Raw genomic sequence first — 20,508 nt, forward strand, 5'->3', positions numbered from 1 at the left:
TTTTTTGATGGATAATATTATAAAATGGAAAAGATTTGAATCAGTTGTTTTATTGAGGATGGTTGAGTTATGGGAGATTACGATAACATCTATAACGCCGGTAACAAGATATTAAAAGAAGTTACCAAGGCGGTCGAGACAGGAAATTATGATAATCTTAGTGTTTCACTGAAGGTTTCAATAGAGGATGCGGTCAGGGCAGCAAAAGCGAACCCCTCACAGAATTTCAGAGGTAAGGCTTCGACAACCAGAACCGTTAATTATGCAAGCGGCGCCAAAAGGATACCGTTTTTCACAAGAAAAGTCAGCATGAATCATGGAATGGGCAAGGTAGTTGGAGGCATAGTAGGTGCTGCAATTTTCGGACTTGCAACCCTTGGGGCCATATCAACCGGTGTGTGGGCGCAAGCCGTTACTTATCTCGCGATCACAGCAATATTCGGATTCCTTATTAAAGTCGGATCCGATGATAAAAAGCTGGCAAAAGCCTTCAATAAATACGGAAGAATCTTGGGAAATTCCGAATTTTTCGCAGTCGGTGATCTTGCGATGGCAGCAGGGGAGCGTTCCGATACGGTTCTGAAAAACATCAAAAAGATGATAAATAAGGACTTTCTTCCTACCGCAAGGTTTGACAGGAATGAGACTACGGTAATGCTTTCCGAGAGAGCTTTCGCGCAGTACATGAGAGCTGAGAAAGCAAGACAGGACAGAGAACTGGCTGAGGCACAGCAGATGAGCCAGGATCGCTTCAGTGCCGAGAGCACAGAGGGTGTAACAAACCAGGGCGTTAAATCCATCATTGATGAGGGTAATGCATATCTTGCGACTATCCGCAGAATTAATGATGAGATTCCCGGTGATGAGATGTCGGAAAAGCTCTATCAGCTTGAAAATATCATGAGGAAGATTTTCACCCAGGTGGAGAATGAGCCCGAATGTGCGGACGAACTCAAGAAGTTCATGAATTACTATCTGCCCACAACAACCAAGCTTTTGAATGCTTATGTTGATCTCGATAAGCAGCCTGAGGTTGGTGAGAACATCACCAGAACCAAGAAAGAGATTGAGGGTGCTATCGATGTAATAAACGATGCCTTTGAAAATCTTCTGGACAGCTTGTTCCAGGATATGGCATGGGATATTTCTTCAGATATATCGGTTATGAAAACCATGATGGCGCAGGACGGTCTTACACCCGATGGTCTTATGTCCGGACAGCCGATGCCCGAGCCGGTTCCTGTTCCGGCAAGAACTGCACCGCAGCCGGCACCGCTTTCGTTTGAGGGATCTGCATATCAGGTAGCCCCCGAATTGCAGCAGGCCGCAGGTGCGCAGGCCCAGGCCGCTGAGGATGAAAAGGTACAGCTTAAGTTTTAACCCGAAGAATAACAGTAATCATTTTTAGTCGTAAATGTTTGTTTTTTGAAACATTATGAAAAGAAAAATTTAGTTGGAGGAAGTAAAATGGGAGACGAGTTTAAAGAGTTTGAGAATTCAGCACCGACATTGTCATTTGACGCACCGGTAGCCGAGGCAGTTGCACCTGCGCCGGCAGCTACAGCACCGCAGACACCTGAGGCAGCTGCAGCAGAGGCACAGCTGACTGAGGAGGAGATGAAGCAGGTTGATGCTTTCGTTCAGCAGATTGATATTACCAACTCTCAGGGAATCATGAACTATGGTGCAGGCACACAGAAGAAGATGGCAGATTTTTCGGAAAAAGCCATTGATAACGTGCGCACAAAGGATATGGGACAGGTCGGCGACATGATCACAGGCCTTGTTACAGAGCTCAAGAACTTTGAGGTTGAAGAGGACGAGAAGGGACTTAAAGCACTTTTCAAAAAGAGTGCCAATAAGGTTACTGCATTAAAGGCAAGATATACAAGCGTTGAGAAAAACGTTGAGGCTATCAGCAATGAGCTTGAGAGACATCAGATGACTCTTATGAAGGATGTTGCCACACTCGACAACATGTACAAGCTCAACCTCAATTACTACAAAGAGCTTTCAATGTACATCATTGCAGGTAAGAAGAAGCTTGAGCAGGTTAGAGCAAACGAGCTTGTTGCAGCTCAGAAGAAGGCAGAGCAGTCAGGACTTCCTGAGGATGCACAGGCAGCTAAGGATATGGCAGCTCTCTGCGACAGATTCGAGAAGAAGATCTACGATCTTGAGCTTACACGTACAATCGCTATGCAGACAGGCCCTCAGATCCGTATGGTTCAGAGTGCTGACACAGCAATGGCTGAGAAGATCCAGTCCACAATCGTTAACACTATTCCGCTTTGGAAGAACCAGATGGTTATCGCAATCGGAATCGAGCACTCCGCACAGGCAGCTAAGGCTGAGCGCGAGGTTAACGACATGACCAACGCACTTCTTAAGAAGAACGCAGACATGCTGAAGGTTGCTACCGTTGAGGCTGCTAAGGAATCAGAGCGAGGCATAGTTGACATGGAGACACTTAAGCACACCAACGAGACACTTATCACAACTCTTGACGAAGTTATGAGAATACAGACTGAAGGTAAGGAAAAGCGTAAGAACGCAGAAGCAGAGCTTGCACAGATCGAAGGCCAGCTCCGCGAGAAGCTCCTTCAGGCAGCGAAGAACTAAAGCCATCCCCCTTGGGGGGCGCTCAACGTCCGGGGGACGTTGGTTTAGCGCGGACCGAAGCGGAGCGAAGACAGGTGGCACGAAGTGCCGGATGAGGGGCTAGGAAGGACAGAATATGGAACAGAAAATGAAAGACGCAGTACTTAAGGGATTCGAAGAGCAGTATGGCAAAAACGACAGCGTTAAAGCATACTTTGCTCCCGGCCGTGTTAATCTTATTGGTGAACACACAGATTACAACGGCGGGCACGTATTTCCCTGTGCACTGACAATAGGAACATACGGAGCTGCAGCGAAGAGAAACGACAGAAAAATGCGCTTCTTTTCAATGAATTTTGACAACGGAAAAATTATCGAGGCTTCACTTGATGATCTTGAAAAATCCAGAACAGCAGGCTGGACAGCATATCCGGTTGGTGTTGTATGGGCTTTTGAGAAAAGAGGCCTTAAGCTCGATACGGGCTTCGACATGATAATCTACGGCAATATTCCGAACGGTTCAGGCCTTTCATCTTCTGCATCCCTTGAGGTTCTGACAGGATTCATCTTAAGAGACCTCTACGGATTTGATGTTACCAATCAGGATCTTGCACTTATCGGACAGTACTCCGAGAACAATTTCAACGGATGCAACTGTGGAATTATGGATCAGTTTGCATCTGCAATGGGAAAAGAGGAGAATGCAATTTTCCTCGATACTGCGGATCTGTCCTTTGAATATGCACCCATAAAGCTTGACGGTGCGAAGATCATCATCAGTAATACAAATAAAAAGCACAAGCTTACAGATTCTGCTTACAATGCCAGAAGAAGCGCTTGTGAAAAGGCTCTTTCCGAGCTTCAGACAGTTGTTGATATTAAGACACTGGGTGATCTTACTGAAGAGGAATTTGAGGCTCATAAGGACGCCATCAAGGATGATGACAGACGCATCAAAGCTAAGCACGCCGTGTATGAGAACCAGAGAACGATCAAAGCAGTTGCTGCTTTAAAGGCAGGAGATCTTGAGAAATTCGGCGAGCTCATGAAGCAGTCTCACATTTCACTTCGAGATGACTATGATGTAACAGGTATTGAGCTTGATACTCTTGCCGAGGAAGCCTGGAAGATTCCGGGAGTTATCGGCTCCAGAATGACAGGCGGCGGCTTCGGAGGCTGCACTGTCTCAATAGTTAAGGACGAGGCAGTTGAGGAATTCAAGGAGAAGGTAGGAAAGGCTTATCGCGAAAAGATAGGCTACGACGCAACCTTCTACACAGTATCCATCGGCGGCGGCCCTGCAGTAATTTGAAATAAATAAAGCCTTCCCCCTGTGGGGAGGGTGTCGGCGAAGCCGACGGATGAGGGGATCCTTCACCCGACTATTTCACTGACATCTTCCTTCGTTGGAGGAAGGCTATTTTTTGAATTATCACCAAGCTGCGAATTCAGAATGCTGACTATATTACTCTTACTTAATGAATTCAGGCTTTCGGCGATGGGAAGAAGCTTTTCTATCTTAGAATCAGCCTCAGTCTGGGACAGCGACAGCTTGTTTTTATAAAGATCACACAGAAGCTTATAAGTTGCGGTCACGTCGGTTTTGGTAGATACTGCAAATTCAAGGACGGAGACAGCTTCCTTATATAAAGAAGCGTCATACAGCTCTTTTGCCCACTTTTGAAGGTTTGTGACCAGTGTTGTGTAGTTCTGGTCGTAGGCTGTGAGCTCCGTAATGTTGGGAGCACCGTATTCAAGCTTGAGATCGGTGTTGGTAATTCCGGTCAGATTGACGATCCTCTGCTCAGCGAGCCGACGGATGCTTTTTTCACAAAAATCGATCTCATCGTTCCCGGTTACAGCGCCAAAGGGGAGCTTGTCCATAGGGATTGTGACATAGTCCAAATGCTCGAGACTTTTTCGTCTCGTGCTGTTGGCTCGAAGCTCTTTATCCCAGAAGTCTTCTTCCTTTTTGCGTATTTTCTCATTGTTCCTGTGTATCGCTATGTTGGTCATCAGGACGAAGAGGATAAAGGTTGTCAAAAAAGGTAATTTCATTTATAATTTCCTTTCAGAAAATTTAGGAGTATAATACTATGTTGAAGTTTTTTAATTCCGGCAAAAACAGAAAAGTCATTTCTGCAATAATCATTATCGTATTGATTCTTGCACTGGTAATTCCGCTCGCAAGCAGTCTTTCCTTCTGATTATATAACACCGGTATTTGCCAGGAAAGTGGCGAAATGGAGAGATTATGAAAAAATTTATGTTCCTTTGTCTGATGGCGCTTACGCTTGCACTTGTAATTCCGGCAGGTAGCGCTAACGCCGCTTCAGATACTATTCACCAGGGAGTTTTCATTGGTGATGTTGATGTTTCGGGCATGACAACTGAGCAGGCTACAGAGGCTGTAGGCCAGTACATCGAGCAGCTTCGTGCCAAGAATGTAACACTCAGAGGTAAAGGTGAGGGACAGAGCGTAGCAGTAACAGTGGCCGATTTCGGTCTCGGTTGGGCGAATCCCGAAGTAGTTGATGAAGCTTTTGCTCTTTGCAGAAAGGGCAACATTATTCAGCGATACAAGGCGATTAAGGACCTTGAGCACAGTACACAGCGTTATAACATCGAGTATTCCTTTAATGACGATGCGATCTACCAGATTCTGGAAGTAAATTGCGCACCCTTTAATGCTTCCAAGGCTAATTACACTCTGAAGAAAACCGGTGATGGATTCACCATTTCAGAGGGACAGACAGGCTATATTCTTGACGAACAGGCTTCTCTTACCGCTATCAAGGATTATATCCAGGGAAGCTGGGATCACAATGATTGTGCAATTGATGTTGTGATTGAGGAGGATTTGCCTGAGGGTAGCTACGAGGAGCTTAGTCAAGTCAAGGATGTTCTCGGAACCTATACTACAAGCTATTCTTCATCAGGTGCTGCCAGAAGTGCCAATGTAGCAAACGGCTGTAGCCTTATCAACGGAACCACCGTATATCCCGGAGAGGAGTTCTCGGTTCTTGAGACTATAACTCCTTTTACGGAGGCTAATGGCTACTTCCCCGCAGGTTCTTACCTTAACGGAATAGTTGTTGAAAGTGTCGGCGGTGGTATCTGCCAGGTTTCAAGTACACTTTACAATGCTGTTTTGAAGGCAGAGCTTCAGGTTACCGAGCGTCACAACCACTCAATGATCATCAATTATGTTAAACCGTCTATGGATGCTGCGATTGCAGAGACCGGCGGTAAGAACTTCAAGTTTGTAAACAGCACAGAGCACCCTATTTATATAGAGGGTGTAACTACTACAGATAAGCATATAACCTTCACTATCTACGGCGTGGAGACAAGACCTTCCACACATAAGGTTGAGTACCAGAGTGAAGTTTTAGAGGAAACACCGGCAGGTGCTGACCAGATAGTTGCAGACGGCGGATCACCGATAGGTACAGTAAGTACCCAGTCTGCACACATCGGATATAAGGCACAGCTTTGGAAGATTACTTATGAAAACGGCTCCGAGACAAATCGTGAGGTAATCAATACCAGTACTTATAAGATGGTTCCCAGAATTATCACAGTAGGAACCGCAACATCAGATCCGACTGCTGCAGCACAGATTGCAACAGCAATTGCAACCGGTGACATCAACCAGATAAAAGCAGTGGCAGGCGCAATCGCCGCTGTTCAACAGGTTGCCGCACAGGGCGGTGATGTGGAGGCCGCACAGGCAGCAGCTGCAGCTCAGGCTGCATCGGCAGAAGCACAGCTTGCAGCTCAGCAGGCGGCACAGAATCCTGAAGCAGCTCCGGCAACGGAAGCAGCACCCGCGGAACAAGCAGCACCGGCAGAGCAGACAGCTCCCGCAGAACAGGCAGCTCCTACGGAGACACCTGCACCGGCAGCAGATGATACACCTGCACCTATAGATCCCGTGCAGGAGGAAGTACCACCGCCGGCTGACTGATAGATGCGGTGAATCGGAACCCGAGATATTGCCGATATTGGCAGAGTATTCACGGAGAAAATGAATAAATGAGAATCGGAAAAGTAACTGAGAGCGTTTTAAATCGCTCGGTACTTAAACTTATTAAAAGTGATTCCAATAAGAAAAGCGCAGCTGGAAGGTCAGACTGCGCTTATTCTTTAGATGAAAAAGGAAGCACAATTATGACAGCTGTGTCCACATTTACAGCTATTTCGGAGGAGGCGGCTTATTATGCTGTCCACAATGCGGCAAACAACATATTCTGCGACGGCGGAAAACCTCTGATGGCAGTACTTAACGTAATGCTTCCTGTGGATACAGAGGAAGCAGAGCTTAAGGCTATTATGAGAAGAGCCATCGCTGCCACGAATGAGCTTGGAATTGCCGTAGAAGGCGGACATACTGAGGTGACGGATGCGGTTTCAAGGCCTATGATAACCGCGGTTGTTACCGGAGAAAAAAGTAGCCAGTTTTCAGAAAAGAAATCCTACGCAGGACTCGATATTGTCATGACCAAGTGGGCTGCTGTAGAAGGAACAGCTATCCTTGCCAGTGAATGCGCAGAGAAGCTGTCTGAACGCCTTCCTGACTACATGATTCGCGAGGCAAAGGATTTCAAAAAGCTTGTTTCTGTTAGAAGGGATGCGGAGATCGCGCTGGAGAACAGATTAGAGCAACTGGGTTGCAATTCCTGTGAAGAAACGTCAGCTTGTAGGGAGACATCCGGCGTTGTATTTTTACATGATATCTCATCGGGTGGCGTCTTTGCTGCCCTCTGGGACATTGCCGCCAGAGCTCGCTGCGGCATAGAAGTGTACCTAAAAAAGATTCCTATCCGCCAGGAAACCATCGAGATTACAAATCATCTAGGGCTTAATCCATATCAGATGATCTCCGGTGGTTCACTGTTGGTTCTCGCTGACGACGGTGAGGGCCTTGTCAGAGCCTATGAAGAAGCCGGAATAAATGCTGAAATAATTGGTGTTACGACCGACAGTAATGATAAGAAGATCATCAACGACGATGAAGTCCGCTACCTCGATAAACCCCAGCCGGATGAGATCCTTAAGCTTGCAGGTATAACAAGTGCTGATTTTATGGTACAATAATGAGAATATGTGCAGGGCAAAGTATGCCATTTTGCCCGTCTATTTAAATGTTTGGAGGAGAATACCATGGTAAACAGAGATGAATTACTTCGCACAATTGATAAGAACAGCCGTATAGGCGTTGAGGAACTGGCGGTGATTCTGGCCGCGCCGGAGATCGAAGTCGCGAATGAACTCAGAGCTCTTGAGGATGAGGGAATCATCTGTGGTTATCATACAATGATTGACTGGTCCAAAACCAACATAGAGAAGGTAATGGCTCTCATCGAGGTTAAGGTTACACCTCAGAGAGGTATTGGCTTTGATTCCATTGCTGAGAGAATCTATAAATATCCGGAAGTTACAAGTGTATATCTGATGTCAGGCGGTTTTGACCTCATGGTAATGCTTGAGGGCAAGAGCCTTAAGGAAGTGGCAACCTTTGTTACAAACAAACTGTCACCGCTTGATACTGTCCTTAGCTGCTCTACGCACTTCATACTTCAGAAGTACAAAGAGCACGGAACAATTTTGACAAAAAAATATGAAGATACAAGGGAGATAGTCACACCATGAGGAATCCGCTTTCTGAGAAAATCGTTGAAATCAAGCCCTCGGGAATCCGCAAATTCTTTGATGTTGTGAAGTCTATTGACGGCGCAATATCACTTGGTGTGGGTGAACCCGATTTTGATACACCCTGGCATATCAGGGATGAGGGCATTTATTCATTGGAAAAAGGACGCACTTTCTACACGTCCAATTCCGGTTTGAGAGAACTTAAGGTAGAAGTCTGCAATTACTTAAAACGCAGACAGAACATACAATATGAGCCCGACGACCAGGTGCTTGTCACCGTCGGAGGTTCCGAAGCGATTGACCTTGCGCTCAGGGCAATGGTTGATCCGGGGGATGAGGTCTTAATACCACAGCCCAGCTACGTTTCCTATGAGCCCTGCGCAATCCTTGCGGGAGCAAAGCCGGTTATCATCGAGCTTAAGGAAGAAAATGAATTCAGACTTACAGCAGAAGAAATACTCGAGCATGTAACGGACAAGACCAAGATACTTGTTCTGCCTTTCCCCAACAACCCGACAGGGGCAATTATGGAAAAGAAGGACCTCGCGGCCATTGCAAAGGTTATAGAGGAGAAGGACCTCTTCGTAATATCCGATGAGATCTACTCAGAATTGACCTATACAGATAAACATGTGTCAATTGTAGAGATTCCAGGAATGTACGAGAGAACCGTCCTTATCAACGGTTTTTCGAAATCCTATGCGATGACCGGATGGAGACTGGGATACGCGTGCGGACCGAAGGACATCATAGCTCAGATGACCAAAATCCATCAGTTCGCTATCATGTGCGCACCCACGACCAGCCAGTATGCTGCTGTGGAGGCACTGAAAAATGGCGATGAAGACGTTGCCATGATGCGTGAGCAGTACAACCAGAGGAGAAGATATCTTGTAAAGGAGTTCAGAGACCTTGGACTTCCGTGCTTTGAGCCCTTCGGAGCTTTTTACATATTCCCGTGCATCAAGGAATTCGGGATGAGCAGCGATGAGTTTGCAACTAAGCTTCTCCAGGAGGAAAAACTGGCAGTGGTACCCGGAAACGCATTCGGAGACTGCGGCGAGGGCTTCATAAGAATATCCTATGCATATTCACTTGATGACCTTAAAAAGGCAATGGAGAGATTAAAGCGGTTCATAGATAACCACAGATAATCAAGAGGCAGTTATGGAAGATAACAGGGAAAACGTGGACGACGTAAAGCTTGATCCTGAGAAAAGCCCGATAGCCAGGGCGGATTTCCTAAGAGAAAAAATCAAGCAGCGCCCCATAAACAAGAAAAAGCTTCTTAGAAGAACTCTTATAACTATGACATTGGCGGTGGTATTTGGCGCGGTGGCGTGCCTGACCTTCGTTTTTCTGGCGCCCGTTATAAACAACAGGCTATATCCGGAGGAGACCCCCACACCCGTGGCACTCACAGAGGAGACGGTTGCGGATGAGATGCAGCCTGAGGATATGTACGCTGATGACAATGCCATTGCGGCCGAAGCTGCCAGCGTTGCCATAGACATGGCATCATCCGAGCTTTCCAAGATGAAGAGCGAGATGACTTCGCACCAGGCAGATCAGACCGATTACATGGATATGTACGCTTCTTTAAAAAGTGTTGCCACAAGTGCTGAGAAGAGCCTTGTGACAGTGACGTCAAAAACCTCGGACACCAACTGGATCAACGATCCCTACGAGAGTGAAGGACAGACCTGCGGCGTGATCGTGGCGGACAACGGGGCTGAGTACCTGATCCTGGTTCAGACTTCGGCAATCAGCGATGCTGAATCGATTCAGGTCACTTTCTGCGATGAAACCGTGGGCAGCGCATATTTGAAGCAGAGCGATGCGGTTACAGGGCTTGGTATTGTTGCGGTAAAATACAAGGATATTTCGGAAAACACCAGGGCGGCAATAGGCGTAGCGCCTCTTGGAAGCTCCAAGACCGGCGGAGTGATCGGAACCCCTGTAATTGCAGTGGGAAGACCCATGGGCACCAGAGGATCCATGTGCTACGGCTTTGTCACATCTGCTAACTCGGATCTTGATCTTGCTGATTCAAATTACAAGCTCCTTACAACGGACATGAACGGAAGCACCAACGCAAGCGGTGCCATCATTAATCTTTCCGGCTCCGTTGTGGGATTCATCGACATGAAGTACAACACGCAGGCTATGCCTAACGTCCTTTCGGCTGTGGGAATTACAGAGCTTCGGGCACTTATCGAGGATCTGTCCAACGGAAAAGGGAGAACCTTTGTGGGCATCCATGGACAGACTGTCCCAAAGGACCTTCAGGAGGGAGAGAACATCCCTGCAGGTGCCTATGTAATACGCACGGAAATGGATTCACCGGCGATGCTTTCGGGAGTTCAGAGCGGAGATATAATAACCGCAGTGAACGGAGAGGAAGTGGCAGGATTTGACACCTTCGTATCAAGAATCAGAGATGTCAAGCCCGGAACTCAGGTGACACTTACATTAATGAGACAGGCAGCCGAGGGCTACGCCGAACTCACAATTGATATATCATCGGACAACTCAACCGATAATGCGGAATAGAACATTTAGCCTTCTCCCTCTGGGAGAAGGTGGCGCGAAGCGCCGGATGAGGGACCTAGAAACAACAGGAGAACTAAATGAAATTCATCAAAGATTTAAACAACGGCGACAGGGTTGCCGACATCTACTTTTGCAAACACATGCAGGCAGCAACAACAAAAAACGGAAAGACCTACTATTCCGTTACCTTGCAGGATAAGACAGGAACTGTCGACGCAAAGGTCTGGGAGCCCAACAGCGAGGGAATTGACGACTTCGATTCCCTGGATTATATAGACGTTTTCGGTGAGGTGACAACCTTCAACAACGCGCTTCAGATCAACATCAAGAGAGCGCGCCTTTGTCATGAGGGCGAGTACGATGAGTCGCTCTATCTGCCGGTATCTTCGAAGAACAACGACGAAATGTACAAGGACCTTCTGGCCATCATTAATACTGTTGGCAACCAGTATCTGAAGGCGCTTCTTGAAACACTTTTCATTAAGGATGAGGAATTTGTGAAGGCATTTCGCAAGTCTTCTGCGGCAAAATCGGTTCACCACGGCTTTGTGGGCGGACTTTTGGAGCACACCCTGAGCGTTACCAGAATGTGCGACTATTTTTCCAAGGCATATCCTGCCATAAACAGAGATCTTCTTATAACAGCCGCAATCTGCCATGATATAGGAAAAACGAGAGAACTCTCACTTTTCCCTGAGAATGATTACACGAACGAGGGCCAGTTCCTGGGGCACATCGTCATGGGCAGTGAGATGGTTGCAGAGAAGATTAAAGACATTAATGATTTCCCTGTACTCTTAAAGCAGGAGCTTCAGCACTGCATTTTATCGCACCACGGGAAATATGAGTATGGCTCACCCAAGATGCCCGCTATCATTGAAGCCATGGCGCTTCACCTTGCGGACAACACGGATGCCAAACTCGAGACATTTACTGAGATACTTAATAACACGAATGAAGTGGGTTGGCTCGGGTACAACAAGCTTCTCGAGAGCAACCTGTTTGACACCAGGGTTGAATCATAATGAATGAAAAAGTTTTACACGTATTAGAATACGACAAAATAATTGAAGAATTGAGTAACCATGCGACCTCTGAGCCCGGAAAAAGGGCCTGCAGGGAGCTGTTACCATCCTCTGATCTTCGTGAGATTCAGAGGAATCTGAAGAAAACCGACGCCGGTATCTCCAGAATTTTCAAGAAGGGATCCGTTTCCTTCGGAAGCAACAAAGACATAAGCGGGTATCTGAAGGCTCTGAAAATAGGGAGCAGCCTTGATGCACCGCAGCTCCTTAATATTGCGAGCTTTTTGGATAATGTAAACAGAGTGAAGAGCTACGGAAGATCAGATAAGGAAGAGGATAACAGAGATGTCCTTTCTGATCTTTTTGACGGACTTGAACCGCTGACTCCGGTTGCGGGTGAGATCAGACGCTGTATTATTTCAGAGGATGAGATATCTTCGGATGCAAGCCCTGCACTTCGCCATATAAGGCGCGACATCCAGATCACAGGCGACAGAATTCACGACCAGCTTGGAAAAATGGTTAACGGATCTTTAAGATCCTACCTGCAGGAGGCTGTTGTCACCATGAGAGGCGACCGCTACTGCATCCCGATCAAGGCCGAGTACAAAAGCCAGGTAAACGGTATCGTCCATGACCAGTCCTCTACAGGTTCCACACTTTTCATAGAACCAGCGGTTATCGTTGAGCTTAACAACAAGCTTCGCGAGCTGGCTGCAATGGAGAAGGCTGAAATTGAGGTCATACTTGCAAGACTTTCCGCTGAAGTAGGCGGGTATCTTACTGCGCTTTCCGATAACGCGGCTATCATGACGGAGCTTGACTTTGTGTTTGCGAAGGCTTCACTTGCTCTTTCGCAGAATGCCATCACTCCGATTTTCAATGAGAGACACTATTTCAATATCATAAAGGGGCGGCATCCGCTTCTTGATAAGAAAAAAGCCGTGCCGATAGATGTCTATGCGGGCAAGGATTTTGACATGATCATAATCACCGGCCCCAATACCGGAGGTAAGACGGTTACGCTGAAAACCGTGGGTCTTCTTACATTAATGGGACAGGCCGGACTAGCTATTCCGGCGGCCGACAGATCGGAGCTTTCCGTATTTAATGAGATTTATGCCGACATCGGTGATGAGCAGAGTATAGAGCAGAGCTTATCCACTTTTTCCTCGCACATGACGAACACAGTGCGCATTCTTGAGAATGCTGATGAAAACTCGCTGTGCCTCTTCGATGAGCTCGGAGCGGGAACCGACCCCACTGAGGGTGCGGCCCTTGCCATATCTATTCTGGATCACCTTCATAAGCGCGGCATCAGAACCATGGCGACGACTCACTACAGTGAGCTCAAGGTTTATGCGCTCACGACTGAGGGCATACAGAATGCCAGCTGCGAGTTTGATGTGGAGTCGCTGAGACCGACCTACAGACTTTTGATCGGAGTTCCGGGAAAAAGTAATGCCTTTGCGATATCGAAAAGACTCGGGCTTTCCGATGAAATCATAGAGGCAGCAGGCGCACAAATTAGTCAGGATAACCGCAAATTCGAGGATCTTTTGACTGACCTTGAAAACAGCAGAGTTACAATCGAGAACGAGCGCATCGAGATCGAGCGTTATAAGAAGGAAGTTGAACAGCTTAAGGAAGAGCTCCAGGGCAAGCATACTAAGCTCGATGAATCAAGGGACAAGATATTAAGACAGGCCCATGAGGAAGCCAGAGAGATTCTGCAGGAAGCCAAGGATGCAGCTGATGAGACCATCAGAACCATGCGCAAAGCTGAGGCGGGAGTTCCCATGCAGGAGCTTGAGAAAGCTCGTCAGAGCGTCAACAAGAAGATCTCCGATAAGAACCAGAAGCTTTCCATAAAGAATAAGCCGCAGACTCCCGGTCACAAGAAGCTTAAACCTACACAGATTAAGCTTGGTGATTCGGTGCGAATTATTTCCATGGGGCTCAAGGGAACAATCAGCTCCAAGCCCGATAAAGATGGGAATGTCATGGTTCAATGTGGTATTATGAAATCAAGAGCGCACATTGACGACCTTGAGCTTATCAAGGAAGAGGGCGGCAAGGAGCAGATGAAGAAGTTCTACGGACAGCATAAAATGGACCTGTCCGGGGCAAAGAACATCAGAACCGAGCTCAATCTCATAGGATTAAACAGCGCGGATGCTATCGCCGAGCTCGATAAATATCTCGACAGCGCCTATGTATCGCACCTTCCTTCAGTTAGAATCGTACACGGCAAGGGCTCCGGAGTCCTCAGACAGGCCGTACACGATCACCTTAAGGCCGCACCTTACGTCAAGTCCTTTAAACTTGGCGAGTTCGGTGAGGGAGACTCAGGTGTGACAATCGTGACATTTATAAAATAAGAGCCTTTCCTGTGGAGGACGATAAAAATATAATGCCTTCTCCCGCTGGGAGAAGGTGCCCCGAAGGGGCGGATGAGGGCAAATATGGTAACGAAACAGAAAATCTTAATAGTCGACGACGACAGCAATATCGCAGAGCTTATCTCACTTTACCTCGTTAAGGAGTGTTTTGACACCCTTATCGTAGGGGATGGTGAGTCAGCTCTTGCTGCATTTGATACATTTGAGCCGAATCTCGTGCTCCTGGATCTCATGCTTCCCGGAATTGACGGATATCAGGTCTGCAGAGAGCTTAGGACCAGATCTCAGACACCGATAATCATGCTCTCCGCTAAGGGAGAAGTTTTTGATAAGGTGCTCGGACTCGAGATGGGCGCCGATGATTATATGGAAAAACCGTTTGATTCCAAGGAACTGGTTGCGAGAGTCAAGGCTGTTCTCAGAAGATACAAGCCCATCGTGACAGAGACAGAGCCTTCCGACGACAAGGTTGTAAAATATCAGGATCTTGAAATTAACATGACAAACTACTCTGTAAACTATCAGGGTGCAAGGCTGGATATGCCTCCTAAGGAGCTGGAGCTTTTATACTTCCTGGCATCCTCTCCGAACAGAGTTTTCACAAGAGAGCAGCTTCTTGATCAGATCTGGGGATACGAATATGTCGGAGACACTAGAACTGTAGATGTTCACATCAAGAGACTCAGAGAAAAGATCAAAGATCATGAGACCTGGAGAATCGCTACAATCTGGGGGATCGGTTACAAGTTTGAGGTTTCATAAACTTAAATGAAACGAACACTATATCTAAAATTCTTAATTGCATATCTTCTCTTTGCCATTTTCGGTTTCATAATGGTGGCGACCTTCGTGTCAAACATGACGCTGGAGCACTGCCGCCGGAAAAAGGCAGAGAGTCTCTATGCTGAGGCAACGCAGATTGCGAACACCTACGCTGCGGACCTTTATAACAGCGAGACCTCGCTTGAAACGGTTCAGCAGCAGCTCGTTGCTCTCTCAAAATATATGGACGGAGCGAGGATTTGGATAGTCAATCCCTCGGGACGTCTGGTTCTGGATTCTTCCAACGTCATCGAACAGGGCGAGGAGATTAAGATTGAAGGCTTTGATCCCACCGCAACAGGCGGAACCTACTACACCATAGGTGATTTCTGGGGGAATTTCCAAGAGAGCGTACTTTCCGTTTTTGCCCCTATCACAGCCAATTACAAGGTTCAGGCCTATGTTATCATCCATACGCCCATGAGCCAGCTTAGGAAAACTGCGGATGAATTCCTGAATATTTCCTACCTGATGCTCATCGTCATGTTTTTGCTGTCACTGATAATACTCATCTTTTTCACAGAGCTTGTATACATTCCGCTTCGAAGAATTACGCAGGCGACAGAGGAGTATGCTGCCGGCAACATGAACTATGAATTCTCGGTGGAGTCCGAGGACGAGATGGGCTATCTTGCGGCATCCCTGTCATATATGGCGGGCGAGATTGCAAGGCAGGAGGAGGATCAGAAAAAATTCGTGGCGAATGTCTCCCACGATTTCCGTTCACCTCTTACCTCAATTCGCGGATATATCGAAGCAATGCTGGATGGTACCATACCGCAGGAGATGCATGAAAAATACCTCGGCATAGTATTGAATGAAACCGAGCGACTTACCAAGCTTACCAACGGCCTTCTTACGCTCAACAATCTGAACGCCAAAGGAATGCTCCTTGAAAAGGCCGATTTTGACATAAACCAGGTAATACGCAACACCGCGGCCAGTTTTGAGATGACCTGCCTTGAGAAGAAAATTGCGATAGAGCTGGTGCTGACTGATGATAAGATGATAGTTAACGCCGACATGAGTAAGATTCAGCAGGTTCTCTATAACCTTCTGGACAATGCCATAAAGTTCAGCCACCACGATTCGGTTATCAAGATCGAGACCACCGAGAAAAGAAGCAAGGTATTCGTCTCGGTTAAGGATAGCGGAATCGGAATTCCCAAGGAAGACCAGAAGATGGTCTTCGAAAGATTCTATAAATCCGATGCGTCCCGCGGTAAGGACAAAAAGGGAACCGGACTCGGCCTTTCAATCGTAAAAGAAATCATCAAGGCCCATGGAGAGAATATAAATTGCATTTCAACCGTCGGAGTCGGGACAGAGTTCATATTCTCAGTACCGAAGGCCGCTTCAATGGACAGCGACGAGGAGGGACTGTAATGCACATAGTACTTCATCAGCCGGAGATTCCACAGAATACCGGCAATATCGGGAGAACCTGCGTTGCGACAGGCAGCTCCCTGCATCTTATAGAGCCCCTGGGTTTTGCGCTTCACGGAAAAGATATAAAGCGCGCGGGCATGGACTACTGGGATAAGCTCGATTACACCCGCTACATTAATTACGAAGAATTCAAGGAAAAGCACCCGGGTGCCAAGGTCTGGCTTGCGACCACAAAAGCAAAGCGCTCCTATACAGAGGTCAGCTACGGCATGGATGATTTCATCATGTTCGGCAAGGAGAGCGCCGGAATTCCAGAGGAACTCCTCGTGGATAATGAAGAGGACTGCATCAGAATCCCCATGGGACACGACATCAGGTCCCTCAATCTCTCCAATTCCGTTGCGATCGTTTTGTACGAAGCCTTAAGACAGAACGGCTTCCCCGGAATGGAAGAGGAGGGCGAACTCCACAGACTACAGTGGAATCAGTAAAGCCTTCCCATTGGGGAAAGCGAAATCTAATATGCCTTCCCCTTGGGGAAAGTGAAATCTAATATGCCTTCCCCTTGGGGGGAAGGTGTCAGCGAAGCTGACGGATGAGGGGAAAGGAGCCCGCATGACAAAGAAAATCAATTCCCCCTACAACAAGGGAGATATCCTCATGGTGAGGATTGAAGATATAGGAAACGACGGAGAGGGTATTGGCAAGGTTGACGGCTATACCCTTTTTGTAAAGGACGCAGTTATAGGCGATCTTGTAAAAGTTTCCATTATGAAAAGTAAGAAGAACTACGCCTATGCTCATCTTGATGAGATCCTCGAGCCATCAGAGTTTAGGATTAAGCCCCAGTGTCCTGTATCAAAGGCTTGCGGCGGGTGCCAGATTCAGAATCTTCATTACAAAAAGCAGCTCGAATTCAAAACCGAAAAGGTAAGAAACAATATCATAAGACTTGGAGGTTTCGAGCCTAAGTTTATAGACTCAGTCATGGAACCGATCATCGGGATGGAGGAAGATAAGGAAGGTCTTCCGGCTTATTTCAGATACAGAAACAAAGCTCAGTTCCCCATAGGAACGGACAAGAATGGAAAAACCATTGCTGGTTTTTATGCGGGAAGAACACACGCGATAATCCCTGTGGAGGACTGCCTTCTTGGAGTGGAGGAAAACCGCGAAATCTTGAATATAGTTCTTGATCACATGGAGAAAAACCGCATCCCTGCCTATGATGAAACTACCGGCAAGGGAGTAGTGCGCCATGTGCTTATCAGGAAGGGCTTTACCAGTAAAGAAATCATGGTGTGCCTTGTTATTAAGTATGGTGGGAAAAACGGCACAAACGCAAAGACAAAGCCGGACAATCATTTTTCAAATGAAGAAAAAATCGAGTATATCAGAAACCAGGAAAAACTGATTGAGAAACTTCACGCGGTAAATGGCGTTAAGAGCATAACTGTAAACATCAATAATGAAAAGACCAATGTAATTCTTGGACGTGAAATACATACCCTCTGGGGAGAGGATTCCATAAAAGACACACTCTGCGGAATTGAATTTCGAATTTCACCGCTCTCTTTTTATCAGGTGAATCCGATTCAGACAGAGAAACTCTACAACACAGCGGTTTCCTATGCCGACCTTACAGGAAATGAGACTGTCTGGGATCTCTATTGCGGAATCGGCACAATCAGCCTGTCCATGGCGAAGAAAGCAGGCCATGTCTACGGCGTGGAGGTTATACCACAGGCTATAGAAAATGCCAGGGAGAATGCACTCTCCAATAATATAGAAAATGCTACATTTTATGTTGGAAAAGCAGAGGAAGTCCTTCCTGCTTTCTATGAAGGGAAAATACCGGCTGATAGGGAGAAGGCTCTCCACCCCGATGTCATCGTTGTGGATCCGCCCCGCAAGGGCTGCGACAAAGACTGTCTTGATACCATGCTCAAGATGAGTCCCGACCGCATTGTCTATGTCAGCTGCGACTCCGCCACCCTTGCCAGAGACCTCCGAATCCTTGTGGACGGCGGCTATGAGCTAAAACGCGTCCGCCCATGCGACATGTTCCCAAATACTGTGCATGTTGAGACAGTAGTCCTTTTGACTAGGACCGCAGGGACGACGTCGAAAGGCTAACGCTGTCCATGCGATAGCTGTCCACGATTGAAAAGTATTAGGAGGATGATTCCATGGATAAAATATGGGAAGAAATGTATGATGCAGCTAAAGCTGTAATTGGTGAAGTAACAATCTCCGATTATGTAACGGCAGGAGGAGTTTCTGCGGCGGTTCGCTCAAAATCCGGAAAAATATATACTGGCGTGTGCATCGACACATGCTCAACTCTTGGCATATGTGCTGAGAGAAATGCAATTTTCAATATGATCACCAATGGAGATTATGAGATCGACAGAGTCCTTTGCATCCCGCCCAATGAAGGGAAGGGAGCACCCTGCGGAGCATGCAGGGAGCTTATGACTCAGCTCATGCCCGGAAAATATAAAGACATTGATATCATGATTGATTACTCAGCGGACAGAGTGATGAAGCTTGGTGAGCTGACACCGGAATGGTGGATTGACTAAGCTGTTAAAAATCCGGTTGAAAAAATATTTTTAATGAGTATACTTGTATACAAACGAAGGCGTTTTGAATCACACAGTGTTTCAAGGCGCCTTTTTTTCATAGGCAGATTTCTGTGGATGTCAGAAAATAGTATTGATTTAATTGTAAATGACACTTTAATGGTTTAAAATGGTAAAGAGTTCTTTAATTTTGTACTATTGTATCCAATAGTAGTTCCGCTTATGTAATTAAAAATTTAATTAGTGAGGAGGAATTAAAAATGGTAATGAAAAAGTTTCTTGCAATGGCAATGGCGGGAGTAATGGCGCTTGGTCTTGTTGCCTGCGGCTCATCTGGCGGTGGAGCAGCAAACGGCGGAGGATCATCCTCAGGCGATACCATCAAGATCGGTATCTTTGAGCCTTCAACAGGTGACTCTGCTTCCGGCGGAAAGAAAGAGATTCTTGGAATGCAGTACGCTAACTCCGAGACTCCCACAGTTGAAGTGGGTGGAAAGACCTACAACATCGAGCTTGTAATCGCTGATAATGGATCATCGGCAGACAAGGCTCCTTCAGCAGCATCCGAACTGGTTGGTAAGGATGTATCTCTTGTTCTTGGATCCTATGGTTCCGGCGTTTCAATGGCGGGCGGACCTAAATTCGAGGAGGCAGGACTTGCCGCAATCGGCGTAACCTGCACAAACCCTAACGTAACAGCAGGAAATGATTACTACTTCAGAATTTGTTTCCTTGATAACTTCCAGGCAGACGTTCTTGCAAACTTTGCTATGGATAAGTTCTCAGCTAAGAAGGCATACTGCCTCGGTGAGAACGGAAACGAGTATGATCAGGGACTTATCGCATTCTTCAAGCAGGTATTTGAGGGAGCAGGCGGTGAGGTAATTGCCGATTCTTTCCCTACAAACAACTCTGACTTTACTTCATATCTGAACAAGGCAAAGAGCGAAGGTGCAGATGTAATCTTCACACCTGTATCAATCGCTTATGCAAAGCAGATCATGGAGCAGGCAGCTTCACTTGATATCGGAATTCCTTTCCTTGGATCCGATACACTTGATGACAACATGGTTCTTGAAGCAACCAAGGGCACAAACCTTCAGCTCTTCGTATCAACCTTCTATCAGGAGGGTGGTTCCGAGACCTTCGATAAAGGTATCAAGGATTACATTAACAATAACTCAAGTGCACTTACAGCAAACGGCGGAAACGACACAATTTCAGCAGTTACAGCAATGGGCTATGATGCATACTATGTAGCTCTTGAAGCTATCAAGGCAGCAGGCTCAGGCGACAAGGCAGCCATCAAATCAGCAATCCCCGGGGTTAAGTGGGACGGCGTATCAGGCTCCATCGCTTTTGATGATATTGGAGATGCAGTTCGTGACACAGCTTACATCAAGACTGCTGATACAGCTACAGGAACATGGGCATTCGAGAAAGTACAGACAGGTTCAGCATCAAAATAAAACA

General features: G+C 46.8%; 17 protein-coding genes. 16 read left to right on the forward strand and 1 reads right to left on the reverse strand.

Annotation, left to right across the window (positions count from 1 at the left end):
• Positions 1-69: 69 nt before the first annotated feature.
• The 3 genes from BMW61_RS10900 (at position 70) to BMW61_RS10910 (ending at position 3,913) form a co-directional block, all read left to right on the forward strand.
• On the forward strand, positions 70-1,380 hold the full coding sequence (locus BMW61_RS10900; protein ID WP_091821793.1) for a 5-bromo-4-chloroindolyl phosphate hydrolysis family protein: 1,311 nt from the start codon (positions 70-72) through the stop codon (positions 1,378-1,380).
• Positions 1,381-1,467: 87 nt separating this feature from the next.
• Positions 1,468-2,622: a toxic anion resistance protein gene (locus BMW61_RS10905; RefSeq protein WP_022760971.1), complete on the forward strand. Its 1,155-nt coding sequence runs from the start codon at positions 1,468-1,470 to the stop codon at positions 2,620-2,622.
• Between the two features lie 127 nt (positions 2,623-2,749).
• Positions 2,750-3,913, forward strand: a complete 1,164-nt coding sequence (locus BMW61_RS10910; protein WP_091821869.1) for a galactokinase — start codon at positions 2,750-2,752, stop codon at positions 3,911-3,913.
• A gap of 62 nt (positions 3,914-3,975) precedes the next feature.
• Here BMW61_RS10910 and BMW61_RS10915 read toward each other — a convergent pair whose 3' ends face one another.
• Positions 3,976-4,659 (reverse strand): hypothetical protein, encoded by a 684-nt coding sequence (locus BMW61_RS10915; protein ID WP_022760973.1) that lies wholly within the window; start codon positions 4,657-4,659, stop codon positions 3,976-3,978.
• A gap of 196 nt (positions 4,660-4,855) precedes the next feature.
• Here BMW61_RS10915 and BMW61_RS10920 point away from each other — a divergent pair, with 196 nt between their 5' ends.
• The 13 genes from BMW61_RS10920 to BMW61_RS10980 all read left to right on the forward strand — a co-directional run bounded on the left by BMW61_RS10920 (position 4,856) and on the right by BMW61_RS10980 (position 20,504).
• Entirely contained in the window at positions 4,856-6,571 is a 1,716-nt protein-coding gene (locus BMW61_RS10920) for a VanW family protein (RefSeq protein ID WP_091821796.1), read from the forward strand.
• Positions 6,572-6,639: 68 nt separating this feature from the next.
• Positions 6,640-7,701 (forward strand): AIR synthase-related protein, encoded by a 1,062-nt coding sequence (locus BMW61_RS10925; RefSeq protein ID WP_091821799.1) that lies wholly within the window; start codon positions 6,640-6,642, stop codon positions 7,699-7,701.
• A gap of 66 nt (positions 7,702-7,767) precedes the next feature.
• Positions 7,768-8,256: an Lrp/AsnC family transcriptional regulator gene (locus BMW61_RS10930; RefSeq protein WP_091821802.1), complete on the forward strand. Its 489-nt coding sequence runs from the start codon at positions 7,768-7,770 to the stop codon at positions 8,254-8,256.
• On the forward strand, positions 8,253-9,413 hold the full coding sequence (locus BMW61_RS10935; protein ID WP_091821805.1) for an aminotransferase class I/II-fold pyridoxal phosphate-dependent enzyme: 1,161 nt from the start codon (positions 8,253-8,255) through the stop codon (positions 9,411-9,413). The genes BMW61_RS10930 and BMW61_RS10935 overlap by 4 nt, the downstream gene beginning before the upstream one ends.
• A gap of 13 nt (positions 9,414-9,426) precedes the next feature.
• Complete coding sequence (locus tag BMW61_RS10940) at positions 9,427-10,812, forward strand: S1C family serine protease (RefSeq protein WP_022760979.1); 1,386 nt, start codon at positions 9,427-9,429, stop codon at positions 10,810-10,812.
• Positions 10,813-10,889: 77 nt separating this feature from the next.
• A complete protein-coding gene (locus BMW61_RS10945) occupies positions 10,890-11,837 on the forward strand; it encodes a 3'-5' exoribonuclease YhaM family protein (RefSeq protein WP_091821807.1) in 948 nt (315 codons plus the stop codon).
• Positions 11,837-14,218 carry an endonuclease MutS2 gene (locus BMW61_RS10950; protein WP_091821810.1) on the forward strand — a complete coding sequence of 794 codons (2,382 nt, stop codon included), beginning with the start codon at positions 11,837-11,839 and terminating at the stop codon, positions 14,216-14,218. Before BMW61_RS10945 ends, BMW61_RS10950 begins: the two co-directional genes overlap by 1 nt.
• Before the next feature lie 84 nt (positions 14,219-14,302).
• Complete coding sequence (locus BMW61_RS10955) at positions 14,303-15,001, forward strand: response regulator transcription factor (protein ID WP_022760982.1); 699 nt, start codon at positions 14,303-14,305, stop codon at positions 14,999-15,001.
• Positions 15,002-15,007: 6 nt separating this feature from the next.
• Positions 15,008-16,447, forward strand: coding sequence for a sensor histidine kinase (locus BMW61_RS10960; protein WP_022760983.1), 1,440 nt, complete (start codon positions 15,008-15,010; stop codon positions 16,445-16,447).
• On the forward strand, positions 16,447-16,941 hold the full coding sequence (locus BMW61_RS10965) for a tRNA (cytidine(34)-2'-O)-methyltransferase (protein WP_091821813.1): 495 nt from the start codon (positions 16,447-16,449) through the stop codon (positions 16,939-16,941). The genes BMW61_RS10960 and BMW61_RS10965 overlap by 1 nt, the downstream gene beginning before the upstream one ends.
• 124 nt (positions 16,942-17,065) lie before the next feature.
• Positions 17,066-18,586, forward strand: coding sequence for a 23S rRNA (uracil(1939)-C(5))-methyltransferase RlmD (gene rlmD, locus BMW61_RS10970; RefSeq protein WP_091821871.1), 1,521 nt, complete (start codon positions 17,066-17,068; stop codon positions 18,584-18,586).
• A 53-nt stretch (positions 18,587-18,639) separates the two neighbouring features.
• Positions 18,640-19,035, forward strand: coding sequence for a cytidine deaminase family protein (locus tag BMW61_RS10975; RefSeq protein ID WP_091821816.1), 396 nt, complete (start codon positions 18,640-18,642; stop codon positions 19,033-19,035).
• A 260-nt stretch (positions 19,036-19,295) separates the two neighbouring features.
• Entirely contained in the window at positions 19,296-20,504 is a 1,209-nt protein-coding gene (locus tag BMW61_RS10980) for an ABC transporter substrate-binding protein (RefSeq protein ID WP_242829932.1), read from the forward strand.
• Positions 20,505-20,508: the final 4 nt, after the last annotated feature.

Source organism: Butyrivibrio sp. ob235 (assembly GCF_900109475.1).
Lineage (GTDB): Bacteria > Bacillota > Clostridia > Lachnospirales > Lachnospiraceae > Butyrivibrio.